The following is a 17,232-nucleotide window of genomic DNA, read 5'->3' as shown; positions in this document are numbered from 1 at the left end:
AGGCTCTTGATATTGGAGAGCTGGCGCGGACTGAAAGCGGATGCGCACATCGCGTTCAGATCCTCGCTTACGAGTTCTTCGCCGCCTTGGCGCGCGCCGGTGTTTGCGTCTGTGCAAGAGGCGCGCCGTTCGGGTCGGTATCGCCTGTCATCGGCACCATGTGCGCGCGGACTTCCGCACCCGGACGCACGCGTTGCGTACCGTTCACGACAATGCGATCGCCGCTCTTGAGGCCGCCTGTGACCACACGCAGATTGCCCTGCTGCCCGCCCACCTGCACTTCGCGATACACAACGTGGTTGTCCTTGTCGACGACGAACACGAACTTCTTGTCCTGGTCCGTACCTACCGCTGCGTCATCGATCAGCAACGCCGGATGCGGCGCGCTGCCGCCGACCTTGATACGGGCGTAAAGACCCGGCACGAGCGCGCCATCGGTGTTGTCGAATCGCGCGCGAACACGGATCGTGCCCGACGACGTATCGAGACGGTTGTCCACCGAATCGATCGAACCCGAGCGCGAATAGCCGCTTTCGTTGGCAAGGCCTAGATCGACCGGCACCGTGCGGCCGTCCTTGGCGTGGCTGATGTATTGCAGATACGTCTGCTCGTCGGCGTCGAACGATGCGTAGATGGGCGAAACAGACACCAGCGTCGTCAGCGGCGCAGCACTTGCACCGGCCGAGACGACATTGCCCACGGTGATTTCCGCACGCGAAACACGACCCGACACCGGCGCCACGATGTTCGTATAGCCAAGATTGATCTTCGCGGTTTCGAGTGCGGCCGCCGCGGCCTTCAGGTTTGCGCTCGCTTCACGCGCTGCGTTCTGCTTCTCGTCGTAGTCGCGTTTGGCAATCGCGTTGTCGGCGATCAGGCGCTGTGCGCGTTCCCAGTCGCTTTGCGTATAACCCGTGCGCGCCTGCGCTGCCGCAAGCTGGGCCGCGGCACGATCGACTTCAGCCGCATACGGACGCGGATCGATCACAAAGAGCGTGTCACCCTTTTTCACCAGCGCGCCGTCCTTGAAGTTCACCGAGACGATCGTGCCCGACACCTGGGGGCGGATATCGACCTTTTCAACAGCTTCCAGTCGACCGGAATAGGTCTGCCAGTCGGTAATGGTCTTTTCGATGACGGTTGCGACGTCGACCTCGGGCACGATGGTCGGCGCGGACTGCGCAGGCGAGCGGGCATCGACGCGAATCGCGCCGAGCGTGCCGAGACCTGCAACAACGAGAACTGAAACGACAGCGATCGTTAGACGTGAACGAGAAAGATTGAAGATAGACATGACAGACTCCCGGATTCGTTGATTAAGCGTTTTTGGTTATTTCTGGGTGCGCGCGGCAAAACGGCATTGCAGGAACCGCACGGCTTCCCGCAATGCCGCCGGATGCGAAGCCACCGCCGCGTGCGAAACACTCGGATAGCGGACAACCTGCGTCAGCACACCCGCATCGATCAGGCTGCTCGCGTATTTCTCCGCCTCGACGTGCAATACGTCGTTTTGCGCCGTAATGATCAGCGTCTCCGGCAAGCCCGCAAGACGCGACGATTCAAGCGGCGCAGCATACGGATGCATCCGCTGCGACGCCTGCGGCAGGTAGGCGCGATAACACGCCGCGCACTCGCTGGCCGTGATGTCGGAACCGAGCCGCTTTTCGTCGCCTAGCCGCGTGAGGCTCGGGTCCAGCATCGGCGCAAAGAGCGCCTGCGCATCGATGCGTACATCGCCGCGATCGCGCGCGATGAACGCGAGGCAATTGGCAAGCTGGCCACCGGCATCGTGTCCCGCCACGCCCAGCCGCTTTGTATTGCCGCCAAACGCACGCGCCCGCGTCTGCACCCAGAGCGCGGCGCGATGCGCGTCTTCAGGCGCCGCCGGAAACGGAAATTGCGGCGCAAGCGAATAGCCCACCGAGACCACAAGCGCTGGTAAGTGTTCTGCGAAATAGCGTGCGGAGGCGTCAGCGCAATCGATCGAACCCTTGACGAAACCGCCGCCGTGAAAATAAAGCAGTACAGGCAGTGCGGTTTTACCAGGCCGTCGATAGAGGCGCAGCGTGATGTCCTGCGCGTACCCTTCTATCTCCACGTCGGAGACGACCAGGGCGGACGAGACGTCCGCCAGCAGGCCTTCGACGGCGACAAAAGGGTAAGACGGCTTGAAAGCATCCATGTCGGAGCGGCGCAATGCGCGAAGTTTCTGAATGGACCGAATTGTGGGTTCTGCAGACTCCAGGATAAATGCCTATAATCCGGCAACACAATTCGGTGCACCTGAACAATCGGACCGCTCATTCGCGATTCCGATGACAGTGCAGCTGCGCCAGCCCCTATCCGGAGGTCAGCCATGGACCGTCTCCAGGCCATGCAGGTGTTCACACGGGTCGTCGATACCAACAGCTTTACGCGTGCCGCGGAAACGCTCGACATGCCGCGCGCGTCGGTTACGACCATCATCCAGAATCTCGAAGCGTTTCTTGGCGTGCGCCTGATGCACCGTACGACACGGCGCCTCTCGCTGACGCCGGACGGCGCCGCTTACTACGAGCGCTGCATTCGCATCCTTGCCGACGTCGAGGAAACGGAATCGAGTTTCCAGCGCGGCAACAAGAAGCCGAATGGCAAACTCCGCATCGACATGCCGGGCTCGATTGGCCGGCTGCTCGTGATTCCTGCGCTGTGTGAATTCCACACGCGCTACCCGGATATCGACCTGCAACTCGGGTTGACTGACCGTCCGGTCGACCTGCTGCAGGAAGGCGTCGACTGCGTGGTGCGGGTGGGCGCGCTGCAGGATTCGTCGCTGGTCGCGCGGCGAATCGGGCTCTTCGAACACGTGTCGTGCGCCTCGCCGGACTATCTGGCGCACTTCGGCACGCCCCATTCGATCGAGGATCTCGAGAACCACAAGGCCGTGAATTATTTTTCGAGCCGCACGGGCCGTGTGATCGACTGGTCTTTCAAGGTCGATGACAAGGAAATCGAGGTCAAGATGAAGAGCATCGTGTCGGTCAACGATGCGGATGCCTACGTGACATGCGGTCTCGAAGGTTTTGGCCTGATCCAGCCAGCGTTCTACATGGTGCTGCCGCACCTGCAGTCGGGTCAGCTCGTGGAAGTGCTGCCGGACGTGCGGCCGTTACCGATGCCGATTTCGGTGGTGTATCCACATAGCCGTCACCTGTCGGCAAAGGTGCGCGTATTCGTCGACTGGATTGCGGAGATTTTCGATCGCTGCCCGCTTTTGAGCGGCCGTGGCGGTCTCGACAGGACCTGTTCGATGCGCACGTTTGAACAACGTGAATCGGCGCCGCTGCTTGAAACGCCGGTCACGCCGGAGTGGGTCGCCTGATCTGCGTCCAGGGAACAATTGCGGCCCGCGCCGCGATTGTTCTGAATTCTCGACAATTCATTTCATCAAACCCGGGTTTATCCGGAGTGCCGCAAAGCCTACATTTCACCCTGTCGCAGCGCTGACTGACAGCGCGGCAAACGGAATCGACAGGAGTGAATCATGAAACGCAATCTCTTCGCAGGTCTCGCCCTTTCGTTGCTCGTCAGCGCACCGGCGTTTGCAGACGGCGGTGGCGGCGGCATCGGTCACGCCGGCTCGTATAACGATCAATGGTGGAGCCATTCGAGCGTCACGACACGCGCCGAAGTGAAGGCTGGCATCAACGACGCGTATCGCGACGGCACCTTGCCGGCGTTGAACAAGACGAGCTATCCGGAACAGGGCCTGATCGGCCGCACGCAGGCAGAACGCCTTGCCGTCCAGGCAGGTGATGACGGTGCGACACGCGTCGCGCGGGCCGGTCAGTAAGACAGTCTGTGCAGGAAGGCGCTACAGGTGTGAAGTTCGCGCGGTGGCGCCGCTACATTTTCAAGGAGTTGAATCATGAACAACGCCAATCCTTCTGAACTCGATCACTGGAATTCGGATACCCCTGTGTGGGTACCCTTTCGTCAAGCTCAGCATTGAATTCCTTGTCGGGCTTTTGATCGCTGCTGGAGCGCTTGGGGTTTTCGGATTTTCCGTTTTCCTCGCTTTGGTGTACTAGCGGGTTTTCGCGTTTTGCTGCCGGATTTGATCGCGTGACGGTTTATGGGTGAACGCGGACAAACCGGCGCAAGCGCAGAGAAAAGCGCTGCAAAAACGGGTTAAAGTGAAAACGCCATATCAGGCCTTGTCCTGGCTGCGAAGCACATCGGGCTCGAAGAATACCCATTTCACCTGCGGGAACTTCGCCTGTATGTCGGCTTCGATCACGTTGATTGCATCGACCATCGCGCGTCCGCTGTCGTAGTCGATCATTTCGGCCTGCACGGCAAGCACCACATCCTTGCCCCATTGCAGCGTAATCAGATTGATCACGCCGCGCACTTCGGGCCGCGCCCGTACAAATGCCTCGACTTCGCGACGGACTTCGGGGCTCGCGGACTCGCCGACGATCATGGATTTCACCTCGGTCGCCACGAGCCACGCAATCACCATCAGCAGCAAGCCGACGCCGATCGATCCCAATGCATCGAACACCGGATTGCCCGTTACCATCGTCAGCAGCACGGCCACGAACGCAGTGGCAAGACCCAAAAGCGCGGCGACGTCCTCGCCGGCCACCACCAGCAACTCCGACTCGCGCGTTTCGCGAAACCATCGCCACATCGACTTGCGCGGATGACCTTTGCGAATTTCCCTGACGGCACCCGCCAGCGAAAGCGCCTCGAGCACCACCGAAATGCCCAGTACCGCGAGCGCGACGTAAGCATGCGAGAGCGGCTCGCGCGCAATCAGACGGTGAATGCCTTCATAAACGGAAAACGCGCCGCCGACAAAGAACAGCAGCAACGCAACCAGCAGCGAATAGAAATAGATCTCGCGCCCCGATCCCATCGGATGCAACCGGCTGGCGGGTTTGCGTGCTTCGCGCAGACCAAGGAGCAGCAGGATCTGGTTGCCGCAGTCCGCCGTCGAGTGAATCGCCTCGGCGAACATCGAACCGGAACCGGTGAATGCAGCGGCAGCGTACTTGCAGATCGCAATGCCCAGATTCGCGGCAAGTGCATAAAAAATGGCCTTCGGTGATTCTTCTGTCATCGTCTGGAAAAGGGTTGAAGGTTGGAATCAGGCGGAAAAATCAGGCGTCAGCCGACGATGACATGCGGCAGACCATCGCGCATCTCGCCAATCACGCACGCCTCGTCAAACCCATCGGAATGAAAGAGCGCGAGAACGTCATCGACCGCTTCAGGTGCGCACGCAACCAGCAGTCCGCCCGATGTCTGCGGATCGGTGAGCAGTGCGCGCGCATGCTCAGGCAGGCTGGCGCTTAGCTCGACGTTTTCGCCATAGGCCTCCCAGTTGCGCCCCGATGCGCCCGTCAGCAGGCCCGACGACGCCAGCGCTTCAACGCCCGGCAGCCACGGCAGACTCGCGTAGTGCAGATGTACGCCAAGCCCCGCGCCACGCGCAAGCTCAAGTGTGTGACCGAGGAGTCCGAAGCCGGTGACATCGGTCATCGCATGAACGCCCTCCAGCGCGGCGAGTGCGGTTCCCGGACGGTTGAGTTTCGTCGTGGTCGTGAGCATTGCGGCGTAACCGGCTTCATCCAGCTTCTCTTTCTTCAGCGCCGCCGAAAGCACGCCAACGCCCAGCGGCTTGCCAAGCACGAGCAGATCGCCTGCGCGCGCCGACGCATTCCGCTTCACGCGTTGCGGATGCACGATGCCTGGCGCGACCAGTCCGTAAATCGCTTCGACCGAATCAATGGAGTGGTCGTCGACGATCGGCATGAAGAAATCGGTGGTTGCGACGATCGCCTGTTCATCGTTCAGGCGGTAGACCGCGGCGTCGTCGGCTGTTTCGGTGCCGACCAGCAGATCGGGAAACGCGGGGAACGGCACACTGCGCTTGAGCAGTTCCGACAGCACGCCGGGCGCGATCTTGCAGCCGCATCCACCGCCATGCGAGAGGCTGGTCAGGCGCGGCACAGCCACTTTCAACGCAACGTCTTCTGTCATGGCGGGCATGGGGTCGAGTGGGGAATGCTGCATATTATGGGCAATCGCGACGGCGGACGTACAGTCCGTGCCTCCATTGCCGGAGGCGGCGCCGCGTGGTGCCGCCCCGCGTCCGCATCACGCGCGCCTTACGCCCGTTCGAGCACCGCCATTTCGCGCACGATAACCAGCAACATCGAAAGACTCGATCCGCCCGTTGCGCGCAGGTCGGCAAGCAGCCGTGCGTAACGTTCAAGCGCAAGTTTGCGCTTTGCCTCCCACGTCTCGACCATCGACGCCGGCGTATCGTGCCCGGAAGCTGAGGCGAGCGCGCTCGTCGTCAACGCACGCTTCAGGCGCGCCAGTTCGGCAAGCGCTGCCGCGCGCGCCAGCATGTCCCAGTGAGTCGGCGTCGGGAGCGCCATCGCGCGCTCGGCGATCCAGCTGTAGTTCAGCCGCGTGCCAAGCGCGAAGTACACACCCGCGACAAGTTCGAGATTGCGATCGCACGTCGCCGCCACCTCGGCGATGTCGAGCAGCTCGGCCGATATTCCACCACTTGCCACGCGCAGTGCCAGATCGCTGTCGACGCCCGCTTCCACCAGTTCGCGCTGACGCTCGGTCAGCGCGTCCATGTCGGCTTGCGGCAGCAGTGCCGGCAATTGCGGCGCCAGTCTTTGCACGGCGTCTCTACAACGCGCAAGCAGATTCGCTACGCCGCCCTCCTGCACGGCGCCAGGCTGAAGTTGCCGCATGAACCACAGCGCGGCACGTTCGAGCAGCCGCATGACTTCGACGAACATGCGCGCCTGAACGTCGTCGGCGACGCGGTTATCCAGTGCGTCGATCTGCTGCCACACCGCGTTCAGATCGAACACGTCGCGCCCCATGATGCACGCGCGAACAATGTCACCCGGCGTTGCATCGGTCTCTTCCATCAGCCGGTGCACAAATGCGCAGCCGACCCGGTTCACGAGCGCGTTGGTCAGATGTGTCGCGAGAATTTCGCGCTTGAGCGGATGGTTTGCCATTGGCGCGCTAAAGCGCTTTTGCAACGGTCGCGGGAAGTAATCGACCAGCATGTCCGCCACGAGCGGATCCTCAGGCATATCGGATTCAAGCAGCGCGTCATAGAGCCACATCTTGCTGTAGGCGAGCAACACGGCACGTTCTGGTGTCGTCAGCCCGAGCTTGCCCGCCTGACGTTCCGCGATTTCCTCATCGGTCGGCAGGAACTCGATTACCCGGTTAAGGCGGCCGGCCCGTTCCAGCCAGCGCATCAGGCGCACTTCCGTGTCGAGCATTTCGACGCCATAGCGCCCCGCGATCGACAGCGCCTGTGTCTGGTAGTAGTTGTCGCGCAATACCAGCAACCCGACCTCGTCAGTCATTTCCGCCAGCAGTGCGTTGCGTTGCTTGTCCGTCATTTCGCCGTCAGCGACGACAAGTCCCAGCAGGATCTTGATGTTGACCTCGTGATCCGAGCAGTCGACGCCGGCGGAGTTGTCGATTGCATCCGTGTTGATGCGCCCGCCTCGCTGCGCGAATTCGATGCGGCCCAGTTGCGTCAAGCCGAGATTGCCGCCTTCCGCAACGACCTTGCAGCGCAGATCCGCGCCGTTCACACGCACCGCGTCGTTCGCGCGATCGCCAACCTGCAGGTGCGTTTCCCCGCTCGCCTTCACATACGTGCCAATACCGCCGTTATAAAGCAGATCGACGGGCGCCATGAGAATTGCGCGCATCAGTTCGTTTGGCGCCAGCGTCGGTGCCGTGATGCCAAGTGCTGCCTGGACCGCGGCCGACAATGGAATCGTCTTCGCGGTGCGCGGAAACACGCCGCCGCCCGGCGAAATCAGTGCGGTGTCGTAGTCGGCCCAGCTCGAACGTTCCAGCGCGAAGAGACGGCCACGCTCGGCGAGACTCGTCGCCGGGTCCGGCGTGGGATCGAGGAAGATATGGCGATGATCGAACGCCGCGACGAGGCAGATATGAGGCGAAAGCAGCATGCCGTTGCCAAACACATCGCCTGACATATCGCCGACGCCCACCACCGTGAAATTCGTCGCCTGCGTATCGACGCCCATTTCGCGGAAATGCCGCTTCACGGATTCCCACGCGCCGCGCGCAGTAATCGCCATGCGCTTGTGATCGTAGCCAACCGAGCCGCCCGAGGCGAATGCGTCATCCAGCCAGAAACCGTATTCGCGCGAGATCGCGTTCGCGTAGTCCGAAAACGTGGCCGTTCCCTTGTCCGCCGCTACGACAAGGTATGGATCATCCGGATCATGACGCACCACATCGGCAGGTGGCACGATCGCGCCGCTTGCCAGGTTGTCCGTCACGTCGAGCAGCCCGCGCAGGAACGTCTGATAGCACGCGATGCCTTCGCGCAGCCACACTTCGCGATCGGAAGGCGGCGGTGGATTCTTCACGACAAAACCGCCCTTCGAACCCACCGGCACGATCACCACGTTCTTCACCATCTGCGCTTTCATCAGGCCAAGCACTTCGGTGCGGAAATCCTCGCGACGGTCGGACCAGCGCAATCCGCCGCGCGCCACGCGCCCGCCGCGTAGATGAACGCCTTCGACACGCGGCGAATATACCCAGATTTCAAACATTGGTTTGGGCTCGGGCAGGCCCGGCACCTTCGACGGATCGAACTTGAACGACAGATACGGCCTGGGTTCGCCGTGTTCGTCGCGGCGATAATAGTTCGTACGCCGGGTGGCATCGATTACGCCAAGAAACTGCCGGAGAATGCGGTCTTCGTCGAGATTGGGCACCTGATCGAGCGCCGTGGCGATCGCCTTGTTCAACTGCTCGATCTTTGCATCGCGCGTTGTTGCGCCGGAAGGATCAAAGCGCGCAACGAACAGGTCCACGAAATGACGGGCGATCTCTGGGTTGCCCGTGAGCGCGCGCTCGATATAGGCATCGCTGAACGTGGAACCCACCTGGCGCAGATATTTCGCGTACGCACGCAGGATTGTCACTTCACGCGCATTGAGTCGCGCGCGCAGCACAAGGCGATTGAATCCATCGTTTTCGATCGCGCCGGTCCAGACCTGTTCGAACGCATGTTCGAAGAGGTCCTTGACGTGCTCGATATCGAACTCGACATCGTCCGCGAGTTCAAGGCCGAAATCGTGAATCCATGCGGGCGTCGCGTCGGGAGCCTCGATCAGGTACGGACGCTCTTCATCTACCCGCACGCCGAGATTTTCGAGCATCGGCAGGCTGCGCGACAACGCAATCGGATCACCCGCGCGATAGACCTTGAAGCGAAACGCGCGCGGCCCCGATTCGATCGGACGATACAGGTTCATCGCGAGGCGACCGGTGCCCTGCAAATGTTCGATCAGATCGATATCGCGTACGGCCGTTCGCGCCGGATAGTCGTCGCGATAGCCGGCGGGAAACGAATCTGCGTAACGTTGCAGCAGCCGGTTGCCCTGCTCTTCGCCAAACGCGTCGAGCAACGCGTCAGCGAGATCGTCCTGCCAGCGGCGCGTCACCTGCACGAGGCGCGCCTCGAGTTCACGCGTATCGACGTCGGGCATTGCACCCGGCTCGGCATGCACGACAAAATGAATCCGCGCGAGCGTGGACTCCGACAGCAACGGTGTGAACTCCACGCTCGCGCCGTTAAATGCGCTTCGCAGCAGCTTCGCGATGCGGCGGCGCAGATCGGTGTTGTACTTCTCGCGCGGCACGAACACGAGGCACGATACGAAACGGTCAAACCGGTCACGCCGCACGAAAAGCCGGGTGCGTTGATGCTCCTGAAGGCGAAGCACACCGAGCGCCGCGTCATATAGCGAATCTTCATCGGCCTGAAAAAGCTCATCGCGCGGCCATGTTTCGAGCACGGTGACGAGCGATTTCGCGAGGTGCCCCTTCGACAGAAATCCCGCGCGGCGGACGATGTTCGCGCACTTGCGGCGCACGATCGGAATCTCGGCGCTCGAGACCATATACGCCGTCGATGTATAGAGCCCGATAAAGCGCCGCTCGCCGACGACCGAGCCATCGGGGCCGGCCAGTTTGACGCCCACGTAGTCGAGATAGCCCGGCCGGTGCACGGTTGCCCTCGTATTGGCTTTCGTCAGGAAAATCGGCGAAGCACCGCGAATAATTTCGCTCGCGGCGGCGGGCAATGGCGTGACGTCCGCCGCGCCCGGGCGTTGCGTGTCACGCAGGATACCGAGGCCTGAGCCCGCTACCGCGCGCAGACCAAAGCCCGTTCCGTGGGGCACGAGTTCGTAGTCGCGCTGGCCGAGAAACGTGAAGTGATCGGCCGTCATCCACTCGAGGAAAGCGCGCGCTTCGGTGGCATCCGCGCTGGTTTCCTGGCCTTTCATCGTCTTGATCGTTTCGCGCGCGATATCGACAAGTTTCGGCCAGTCTTCGACGGAGGCGCGTACGTCGTGCAGCACCTTCCCGATGTCGCTGCGCAAGGCCTCGAGCTTCGCTGCGTCGCCGCATCGGTCGACTTCGAAATGAATAAACGATGTCAGGTGCGATTGCGGATCGGCGGCGTCGGCCGCGCCAGCCCCCACGCGCGCGATTGCGCCTTCGCGGTCGCGCCAGATACGGAATACCGGATGCACGACCGAATGCAGCGCAAGGCCCAGCCGGTTGACCGCCATCGACACCGAATCGACGAGGAACGGCATGTCGTCGTTCACGATCTCGATGACCGTGTGATCGGAGTGCCAGCCATGCTGCTCGAGGATCGGGTTATAAACCCGCAGCCGTTCGCTCCCGGGCACGAAACGTTGTGCGGTTTGCCAGTGCGCCATCGCGGCGCCGTACAGGTCCGCGATGCTGCGGCTTTGCAGATCGTCGGCATCGACGAAGTCATAGTAGTGCAGCAAAAACGGCTCGACGATCGCGAACGAGGGTTCGGGTAGCCGCCCACGCGCAAACTCGACAAGATCGCTCAGCAGATGCCCGACGGATTCTTCGTTCTTTGCTTGCATGACGTCCTCCACGACGGCTGACCATCGATCGCACGGTCTAAGCGAAAGTATGCGCCTGCAATGTGAAAAGCAATGTGCGTCCGCACATCGGTGCAGGGGTCGCGGCGTTCAGGGCGCGTATCGCACGTCGCTCGCTATCATCAGCACCGGCTGACAGTTTCTGCCTCATGACGCCAGCGTGACACCGCCTCATATGTGGTCCGCCGCACAGATTTTTTCTCTCATCCGACCGACGTTGATTCCGAAGTACTTCTTATAAAACCGGCCACTGTTGTGTAAATAATGAATCTCAGGGGTTCAACTAATTAGCGCTCTGGTTATGCATGCACTAGTCTTCTAAGGTCCAGCTTAGTGTGGATAAATGGACCATAAAATCTGAATGGGTACAGGGCGCAGTCACTTTTTTTATGCCTCCGTTTGCATGAAAGGATCGTCGCCGATGTCGTCTGACGAGGCGTTGCTGACAGCCCCCTGTTCATGCCCAGCGCCGAAGTCGGACCGTTGATGTCTTTAGCTCTGGCCTGTTGTCCGATCGCATCCGGGATGGATCAGCAGGCAGGATCATGGGAGATCGAACCATGAAGTGCGCGCCTTATCGACGCGTCGGCGTCATCAGCTACACAGCGTTGCTGATGTTTAGCGCCGAAAGTCACGCGCAGTCACTTGAGACGCAGGCCGAACAGGCTAACCAGGCTAACCTGCGAAACCAGGCTAACCCGGCAAACCAGGCTATCCCGGCAGACCAGGCCGGCGTCAACGCGTTGCGCGACGAACTCAATCAGCGCATCAAGGAAATCGATGCGCTCAAGCGCAAACTCGCTGAGCAGGAGGCCGGTCTTGCGCGGTTAAGCCGCGCGCTCGATGCCGGCGCACTCGAAAACCAGCGCGGCACGGGTGGAACCGATGCCAACGGATTGCCCGTCGGCCAGGCCGCTCCGGACGCGGCAGCCGCCGCTGCGGGCGCTGCAACTGCGCAGACCAATGCTGCTGGCCAGCCCGCCGCACCCGATCAGGCGGCGCAGCCCGCGGCCGCGCAACAGGGGCAGCAGGTTCAGCAGGCACAACAGGAGCAACCGGTGGGCCAGGCGCCCGTGGTGGACACACGCCCGCCTGCCGTCGCGCCGATTTTCGACCAGCCGGGCGTGCTGACGCCGCGCCATACGCTGGTGGTCGAACCGTACTTCAACTTTGAGTATTCGTCCGTCAACCAGCTCTCTCTCGTGGGATACACGGTTATCCCGGCGCTGCTGATCGGGCTCATCAATGTAAGCGAGGTCAAGACAACCACACTCATAGGCGGCGTTGCGCTTCGTTACGGTATAACGAACCGGCTTGAATTCGAACTCCGTGTTCCATATGTGTATCAGACTAATGATGCCGTGGGGCGCCAGACCTTCACGGGCGCTGCGTCGGACAGCGTGATCAGCAGCAATGGCAACGGGATCGGCGACGTCGAAATGACGTTGCGTTATCAGTTGAATGAAGGCGGCCCGGACAAGTTCTATTACGTTGGCTGGCTGCGCTTCAAGACTGCGACCGGCAAGAGCCCGTTCGATGTCCCAACCGACTGCGTGTCGACCTGTATCGCCAACACAACCGGCACCGGTTTACCGCTGCGTCAGCCAACCGGCTCCGGGTTCCTCGCGATCCAGCCAGGCCTCACCTGGCTCTTCCCGACCGACCCAGTCGTGTTCTTCGGCAACTTCAGCTATCTGCACAGCTTCGGGAAAGACGAAAGCCTCACGGTCATCAATGGCGTACAGCCGCTCGGCAAGATTCAGCCAGGCGACATCTGGGGTTTCAACATCGGCATGGGTCTCGCGCTGAACGAAAAGGCATCGGTCAGTATCGGCTACGACATGAGCATCGTTCAGCCGACGAGCCAGAATGGCCAGACAGTAACCACCTCCGTGCGCACCGTGCTCGGCACGCTGCTCATCGGCTATTCATATCGTGTCACGCCGAAAACCACGGTCAACTTCTCGATCGGTGCGGGGCTTACGCGCGACACACCAGACCTCACGCTCACGATGCGTGTGCCAATCTCCTTCTGAACAACATGGCGGCGCGTGATCTGCGCCGCCATTTCACTGCACACATTCACCGCCACGTTGTCTAGCGCGGACGCACAGCCGTCGCCAATGCGGAATTCACCGTCGACCCAATATTGAACGCCTTGAATGCGGCCAGCGAGTTGACGGTCGTGTTGATCGTCGTCAGCGCCTGAACCTGCTGGTTGTTCAGCGAATTCTGGATAACAGATCCGGTCAACCCAGGCAACGCGCCCGGCTGCACCGTGTTGTTCAAACCGTTCTGGACCACCGCGCCCGTGTTCGCGTTCGCCAGCATCTGCGCCTGTTGCGGCGTCATCTGCGCAATGTTCGGAATGTTGAAGCTCGTCGACGACACGAGATTGCCGTTCACGAATGCCGCCCGCGAAATGCCGAACGACACCACGAGGCCCGACGGCAGGTCGAACCCGCCGCGCATGCTGTCGAGACGTTCGCTGTCTACTGCGACAAGATCCGCGGAAGCCCAGGCCGGATCGGCATCGTCGTGTTTCGTCACCAGAGGTTTCGCCGGTTGCGCCGTCAGATCCACGGTGGATTTCAGCGACACCGCCGCGCGCTGGAGCATACCGTCCCCGGATGCTGTCACGGCAGACGCTTCATCCGGGTGCGCAACGACCGGCGGAGCGGCGCTTGAAACTGTGCGTGTCGCGACTGGTGTTGGCGCGACACGTGAATCGGCGTTGCGCACGATGTCGAAGGACGACTCAGCGGTAGAAAGAACACCTTTAGCCGAAGCATCCGGCGCATCGGCTACAGGCGCGGAGGCTGGCATCGTACTCATCACTGGCACAGCCACGCTCACGGACACACGCGGCGTACCGGCAACGCGTGCGGGCGGCGTCTTCGCCACGGGGTGCGTGAGCGGCGCGGCATCGTCGGTTGAAGCAACCGGAACGGCCTGTGTGGATCGGGCGGCCCGGGTTACGGGCGCCGTGACCGGCTCCGCAACACGAGCGCCAGCGGAAACGGTCGGCACTGCGTCGACCTGATGCGGATCCGGCGCAGCGCTCATCGTCAACGGCTCGGAACTGTCTGCCGATGGCGTCACGCCTTTCTGCGCACGCGCGACTTCGCGCACGGCATTCGTCACGGGCGCAGCCTGATCTTCCGCGACAACGGTTACCACCGGCAGAGGCACGGCACTCGCCACCGGTACGTCCTCATCCGCCGGGGTAGCGGACGTTGAAGTCACATCGGGCACGAACGGCACACGTGCCGATTCGGGTACAGCGATCGGCGCCTCGCCGGAATCCTGTGATTGCCCGACCGCCGTGCGTGCTGTGTACATCACATCGGACGCATTGTTCACCGGTGCAAACGCGACGACATCCGTTGCCGGCGCGACACCCGCGTCAGCCTCAGGTGCAACATCCGGCACATCGCCTTGCGCGACGACGGGCTCCGTGTCCTGCACGGTGTCATCCGTCATGCCTGGCGCTGCGTCTTTCAACATATTGCGCAACGAAAGGATTTTTCCAGTCGCGAGTGCCGACGCGTCGCTGGTTGCGGCCTCGGCGCCCAGCGACGACATCGCCCCACATACCAGGGTTGCAATGCCAGCGAGCTTCAGATGTTCAGGTTTCATCATCGCTCTCAGAATTCACCGGGGCCAAGTTTCGGCACCACTACGCTAAACAGGCCTTCGCGCGGGATGCCCGTGTAAAGCGGTGCATCCGGCGCGACGTGCCAGTCCCCGGCATCGTTGAATTTCGCCATCTCGTGCCGGTTGTGAATCACGAACAGCACGCGGTCCTGCCATTTCTCCTCGAAATTCGCCTTCGACATCGCCCGTGTACCGGTGGCCGGATCGCCAATCAGGACGCGCCCGTTGCGCACGCCCTTGATCACGACGAAGTGGTGATAACCGTGCTCGACAATCAGCACGATAGCCGGCGTATTGGTCTGTTCGAGCTTTTCGAGCGGGGCTTCATAGCCGTCCGCCTCGAAGCCCCTTTCGACCAGAAAGCGCCGGATGTCGAGCAGGGAGAATCCTTCTCGACGGATCTTTGCCTGATCGCCCTGCTGGAACATCTCCCCAAAGGCCTGCTGTTCGGTGACCGGGAAGTTGTACTGATAGGTCAACAGTGTCGCCAGTGCCGCCGAGCCGCAACTGAAATCGTATTGCTGCCTGATGGTCCGCCTGAAGCGGGCTTCCTTCAGGCTCGTCACGTGCATCGCGTAATAGCCGCCGGACGGAGTCGCGATATTGATCGGATCCGCGCGGGCAGCCGATATCCCGACTCCGCATGACAACGCGATGCAGACGGCGAAGAATTTCATCACTCAGTTCCCGAAGCGAACGTTCAGCACTGTCGCGTTCTGGATCAGCACATTGGCGCCTGTATTCTGAATGACCGTCGGCAGTCCGCTTGAGCTTGCGAACGAGCCTTCACTGATCGAATTCGAGCCAGTTTCGACCTTGTAGGCCGAAGTGTTGGTGAGCGATCCAGTCAGATAGTTCTGGCCAATCAGTGCGTCGCCGCCCCGATGTTCGTCGAGTTGTCCCGCAGTCATCGCTACGCCGAAGCTGTCGGACGACACGCTTGCCGAAGCGGGCGTGGCGGAGACAGTTGCGGGTGTGACGGTGCCGGACACCGCGGCTGATCCGGGCGGTCCTTCACCTGTCGCAGCGGCTTGCGCCGCCGGTGGTGGCAATGGCGTTTCGTCCGCCTGGGCAGCGAACGCCGTCGTCGCCATCACGACCGGTAACACGAGCAGCGAAATACTCTTTCGCGCTTGCATGAGTGTCTCCTTGGTCCTGCACGCGGCCAGCGGCGGCTGCATGAAAAGACCGGATAAGGGGTGCGCTGCCTTTCAGGGGCTGGCCTTGCTGTCTGCCTGACATTGGACCGGTGTTGCTGCCGTGAGGCACTTCGGTGTGCGCCCCACGGCAAACCCCCTCAACAATCAGGAGAACCTGCTATGGCTCAATGACCCACAGTAAGATTCGCCTGCACGGTGACAGCCTGTTGCACGAACGAAGCAGCGCCGGAGTTCTGGCTCATGACCGAGATACCCGCTGCCGACTGTGCCGCCGCCGTCATCGTGTTGCTCATGTCGAACGTGCCAGCATCGACCGCGTTTCCACCGCCCGCACCGCCTGCACCACCGACACCGCCGGTACCCGCTCCACCTGTACCCGTGGCACCCGCCGCGCCTGCTACACCTGCTGCACCTGCTGCACCTGCTCCGCCGGTTGCGCTGCCGTTGCTGGCAGTCGACGTCGAGTCGCCGTTGGTACCTGAACCGCCAGTACCCGTGCCGCCCGCGCCGCCATTGCCTGCGGTCGAAGAAGCCGCGCCGCCTGCACCGCCGGTACCCGCGCCAGAACCGCCCGTTGCCGTGACCGCACCTGCCGATCCAGCTCCGCCCGTCCCGGTGCCGGCTCCGCCTGTGCCGCTACCCGTACCACCTGCTCCACCGACGCCACCTGCGCCACCGGCCGAGTTAGCAGTAGAGGTCGAGTTGTTGCGGGCACTGGAACCGCCGCCGTCACCGCCGCCACCACCGCTTCCGCCCCTGCCGCCGTTGCCGCCGCCATAGCCGCCAACGCCAATGGCGCCGCCTCCGCCAGCCGCACCGAGCGCGACCGAGGCTCCACCACTGCCACGACCGTTACCACCCTGCGTGCCGCCCGCACTTGCGGTGCCACCGTTGCCGCCATCGCCGCCATAGCCCGTCCCGGCAGTCGCGCTGCCGTTCCGGCTGTTACCAGCGGTTGCGTCGCCGTTCGAGGCAGTGCCGCCATCGCCGCCATTACCGCTGCGGCCGGCATTGCCACCGTTGCCACCGTAGCCGTCGCCGCCATAGCCCGCGCCAGCCTTGCCACCGCTGGCGCCTGCGGCGCTGCCGAAGTTCACGGCATGATTGCCGATGCCTGAAACGCCCACATAGCTGACTGAGCCATTCAGCCTCGTCAGCGCCACAGCCTTGGAGCTGTTAAAGGAGTCCTGATTTACCGACGCATACGACGCGACTTCGTTGGCATTGCTGCCGGTGGTCGTGGTCTGGGTGCCGGTTGCGGTAGAACTCAGACTGTTCGCCCCAGTCGTCGATGACTGGTCGCAGGACTTCGAGCTGTCACTACAAGGGTTGGCCATTGCGTATCCGCTGCAGCCCAGGGCCAGGGCTACAGCAGAGGCCATTAAGGTTCTTTTCATCAC

12 protein-coding genes are annotated in these 17,232 nt (G+C 62.0%); 3 read left to right on the top strand and 9 right to left on the bottom strand.

What is annotated here, in order from left to right; all coding sequences use genetic code 11:
* Positions 1–67: 67 nt before the first annotated feature.
* Positions 68–1,294 carry an efflux RND transporter periplasmic adaptor subunit gene (locus LPA36_RS10500; protein ID WP_228876151.1) on the bottom strand — a complete coding sequence of 409 codons (1,227 nt, stop codon included), beginning with the start codon at positions 1,292–1,294 and terminating at the stop codon, positions 68–70.
* 36 nt (positions 1,295–1,330) lie between these two features.
* Positions 1,331–2,182, bottom strand: a complete 852-nt coding sequence (locus tag LPA36_RS10495) for an alpha/beta hydrolase (protein WP_228876149.1) — start codon at positions 2,180–2,182, stop codon at positions 1,331–1,333.
* 174 nt (positions 2,183–2,356) lie between these two features.
* On the opposite strand from LPA36_RS10495, the gene LPA36_RS10490 reads away from it, so the two are divergent.
* Entirely contained in the window at positions 2,357–3,361 is a 1,005-nt protein-coding gene (locus LPA36_RS10490; protein WP_228876148.1) for a LysR family transcriptional regulator, read from the top strand.
* A 162-nt stretch (positions 3,362–3,523) separates the two neighbouring features.
* Positions 3,524–3,832, top strand: coding sequence for a DUF4148 domain-containing protein (locus tag LPA36_RS10485; protein WP_228876147.1), 309 nt, complete (start codon positions 3,524–3,526; stop codon positions 3,830–3,832).
* 357 nt (positions 3,833–4,189) lie between these two features.
* Here the strand turns inward: LPA36_RS10485 and LPA36_RS10480 are convergent, their stop codons facing one another.
* The 3 genes from LPA36_RS10480 to LPA36_RS10470 all read right to left on the bottom strand — a co-directional run bounded on the left by LPA36_RS10480 (position 4,190) and on the right by LPA36_RS10470 (position 10,997).
* The gene (locus tag LPA36_RS10480) at positions 4,190–5,107 is read right to left on the bottom strand and encodes a cation diffusion facilitator family transporter (RefSeq protein WP_228876145.1); all 918 of its coding nucleotides are present in this window, start codon (positions 5,105–5,107) and stop codon (positions 4,190–4,192) included.
* 47 nt (positions 5,108–5,154) lie between these two features.
* Complete coding sequence (gene selD / locus LPA36_RS10475) at positions 5,155–6,030, bottom strand: selenide, water dikinase SelD (protein ID WP_228876143.1); 876 nt, start codon at positions 6,028–6,030, stop codon at positions 5,155–5,157.
* Positions 6,031–6,158: 128 nt separating this feature from the next.
* Positions 6,159–10,997 carry an NAD-glutamate dehydrogenase gene (locus LPA36_RS10470; RefSeq protein WP_228876142.1) on the bottom strand — a complete coding sequence of 1,613 codons (4,839 nt, stop codon included), beginning with the start codon at positions 10,995–10,997 and terminating at the stop codon, positions 6,159–6,161.
* A gap of 578 nt (positions 10,998–11,575) precedes the next feature.
* Here LPA36_RS10470 and LPA36_RS10465 point away from each other — a divergent pair.
* Positions 11,576–13,051, top strand: a complete 1,476-nt coding sequence (locus tag LPA36_RS10465; protein WP_228876140.1) for an acetate kinase — start codon at positions 11,576–11,578, stop codon at positions 13,049–13,051.
* A gap of 61 nt (positions 13,052–13,112) precedes the next feature.
* On the opposite strand, the gene LPA36_RS10460 is transcribed toward LPA36_RS10465, so the two are convergent.
* The 4 genes from LPA36_RS10460 to LPA36_RS10445 all read right to left on the bottom strand — a co-directional run bounded on the left by LPA36_RS10460 (position 13,113) and on the right by LPA36_RS10445 (position 17,229).
* Positions 13,113–14,657 carry a hypothetical protein gene (locus LPA36_RS10460; protein ID WP_228876139.1) on the bottom strand — a complete coding sequence of 515 codons (1,545 nt, stop codon included), beginning with the start codon at positions 14,655–14,657 and terminating at the stop codon, positions 13,113–13,115.
* Between the two features lie 5 nt (positions 14,658–14,662).
* Entirely contained in the window at positions 14,663–15,349 is a 687-nt protein-coding gene (locus LPA36_RS10455; RefSeq protein ID WP_228876138.1) for a C39 family peptidase, read from the bottom strand.
* 3 nt (positions 15,350–15,352) lie between these two features.
* Positions 15,353–15,811, bottom strand: a complete 459-nt coding sequence (locus LPA36_RS10450; protein ID WP_228876135.1) for a hypothetical protein — start codon at positions 15,809–15,811, stop codon at positions 15,353–15,355.
* Positions 15,812–15,996: 185 nt separating this feature from the next.
* A complete protein-coding gene (locus LPA36_RS10445; RefSeq protein WP_228876133.1) occupies positions 15,997–17,229 on the bottom strand; it encodes a hypothetical protein in 1,233 nt (410 codons plus the stop codon).
* Between the last annotated feature and the right edge of the window lie 3 nt (positions 17,230–17,232).

Source organism: Paraburkholderia saeva (genome assembly GCF_907164555.1).
Classification (GTDB): domain Bacteria; phylum Pseudomonadota; class Gammaproteobacteria; order Burkholderiales; family Burkholderiaceae; genus Paraburkholderia; species Paraburkholderia saeva.
This window is presented reverse-complemented; position numbering and strand designations above follow the sequence as displayed.

Excerpts from the sequence above, each read along its gene's own strand:
- LPA36_RS10500 (WP_228876151.1), bottom strand. The coding sequence starts at position 1,294 with ATGTCTATCTTCAATCTTTCTCGTTCACGTCTAACGATCGCTGTCGTT.
- LPA36_RS10495 (WP_228876149.1), bottom strand. The coding sequence starts at position 2,182 with ATGGATGCTTTCAAGCCGTCTTACCCTTTTGTCGCCGTCGAAGGCCTG.
- LPA36_RS10490 (WP_228876148.1), top strand. The coding sequence starts at position 2,357 with ATGGACCGTCTCCAGGCCATGCAGGTGTTCACACGGGTCGTCGATACC.
- LPA36_RS10485 (WP_228876147.1), top strand. The coding sequence starts at position 3,524 with ATGAAACGCAATCTCTTCGCAGGTCTCGCCCTTTCGTTGCTCGTCAGC.
- LPA36_RS10480 (WP_228876145.1), bottom strand. The coding sequence starts at position 5,107 with ATGACAGAAGAATCACCGAAGGCCATTTTTTATGCACTTGCCGCGAAT.
- selD (WP_228876143.1), bottom strand. The coding sequence starts at position 6,030 with ATGACAGAAGACGTTGCGTTGAAAGTGGCTGTGCCGCGCCTGACCAGC.
- LPA36_RS10470 (WP_228876142.1), bottom strand. The coding sequence starts at position 10,997 with ATGCAAGCAAAGAACGAAGAATCCGTCGGGCATCTGCTGAGCGATCTT.
- LPA36_RS10465 (WP_228876140.1), top strand. The coding sequence starts at position 11,576 with ATGAAGTGCGCGCCTTATCGACGCGTCGGCGTCATCAGCTACACAGCG.
- LPA36_RS10460 (WP_228876139.1), bottom strand. The coding sequence starts at position 14,657 with ATGATGAAACCTGAACATCTGAAGCTCGCTGGCATTGCAACCCTGGTA.
- LPA36_RS10455 (WP_228876138.1), bottom strand. The coding sequence starts at position 15,349 with ATGAAATTCTTCGCCGTCTGCATCGCGTTGTCATGCGGAGTCGGGATA.
- LPA36_RS10450 (WP_228876135.1), bottom strand. The coding sequence starts at position 15,811 with ATGCAAGCGCGAAAGAGTATTTCGCTGCTCGTGTTACCGGTCGTGATG.
- LPA36_RS10445 (WP_228876133.1), bottom strand. The coding sequence starts at position 17,229 with ATGAAAAGAACCTTAATGGCCTCTGCTGTAGCCCTGGCCCTGGGCTGC.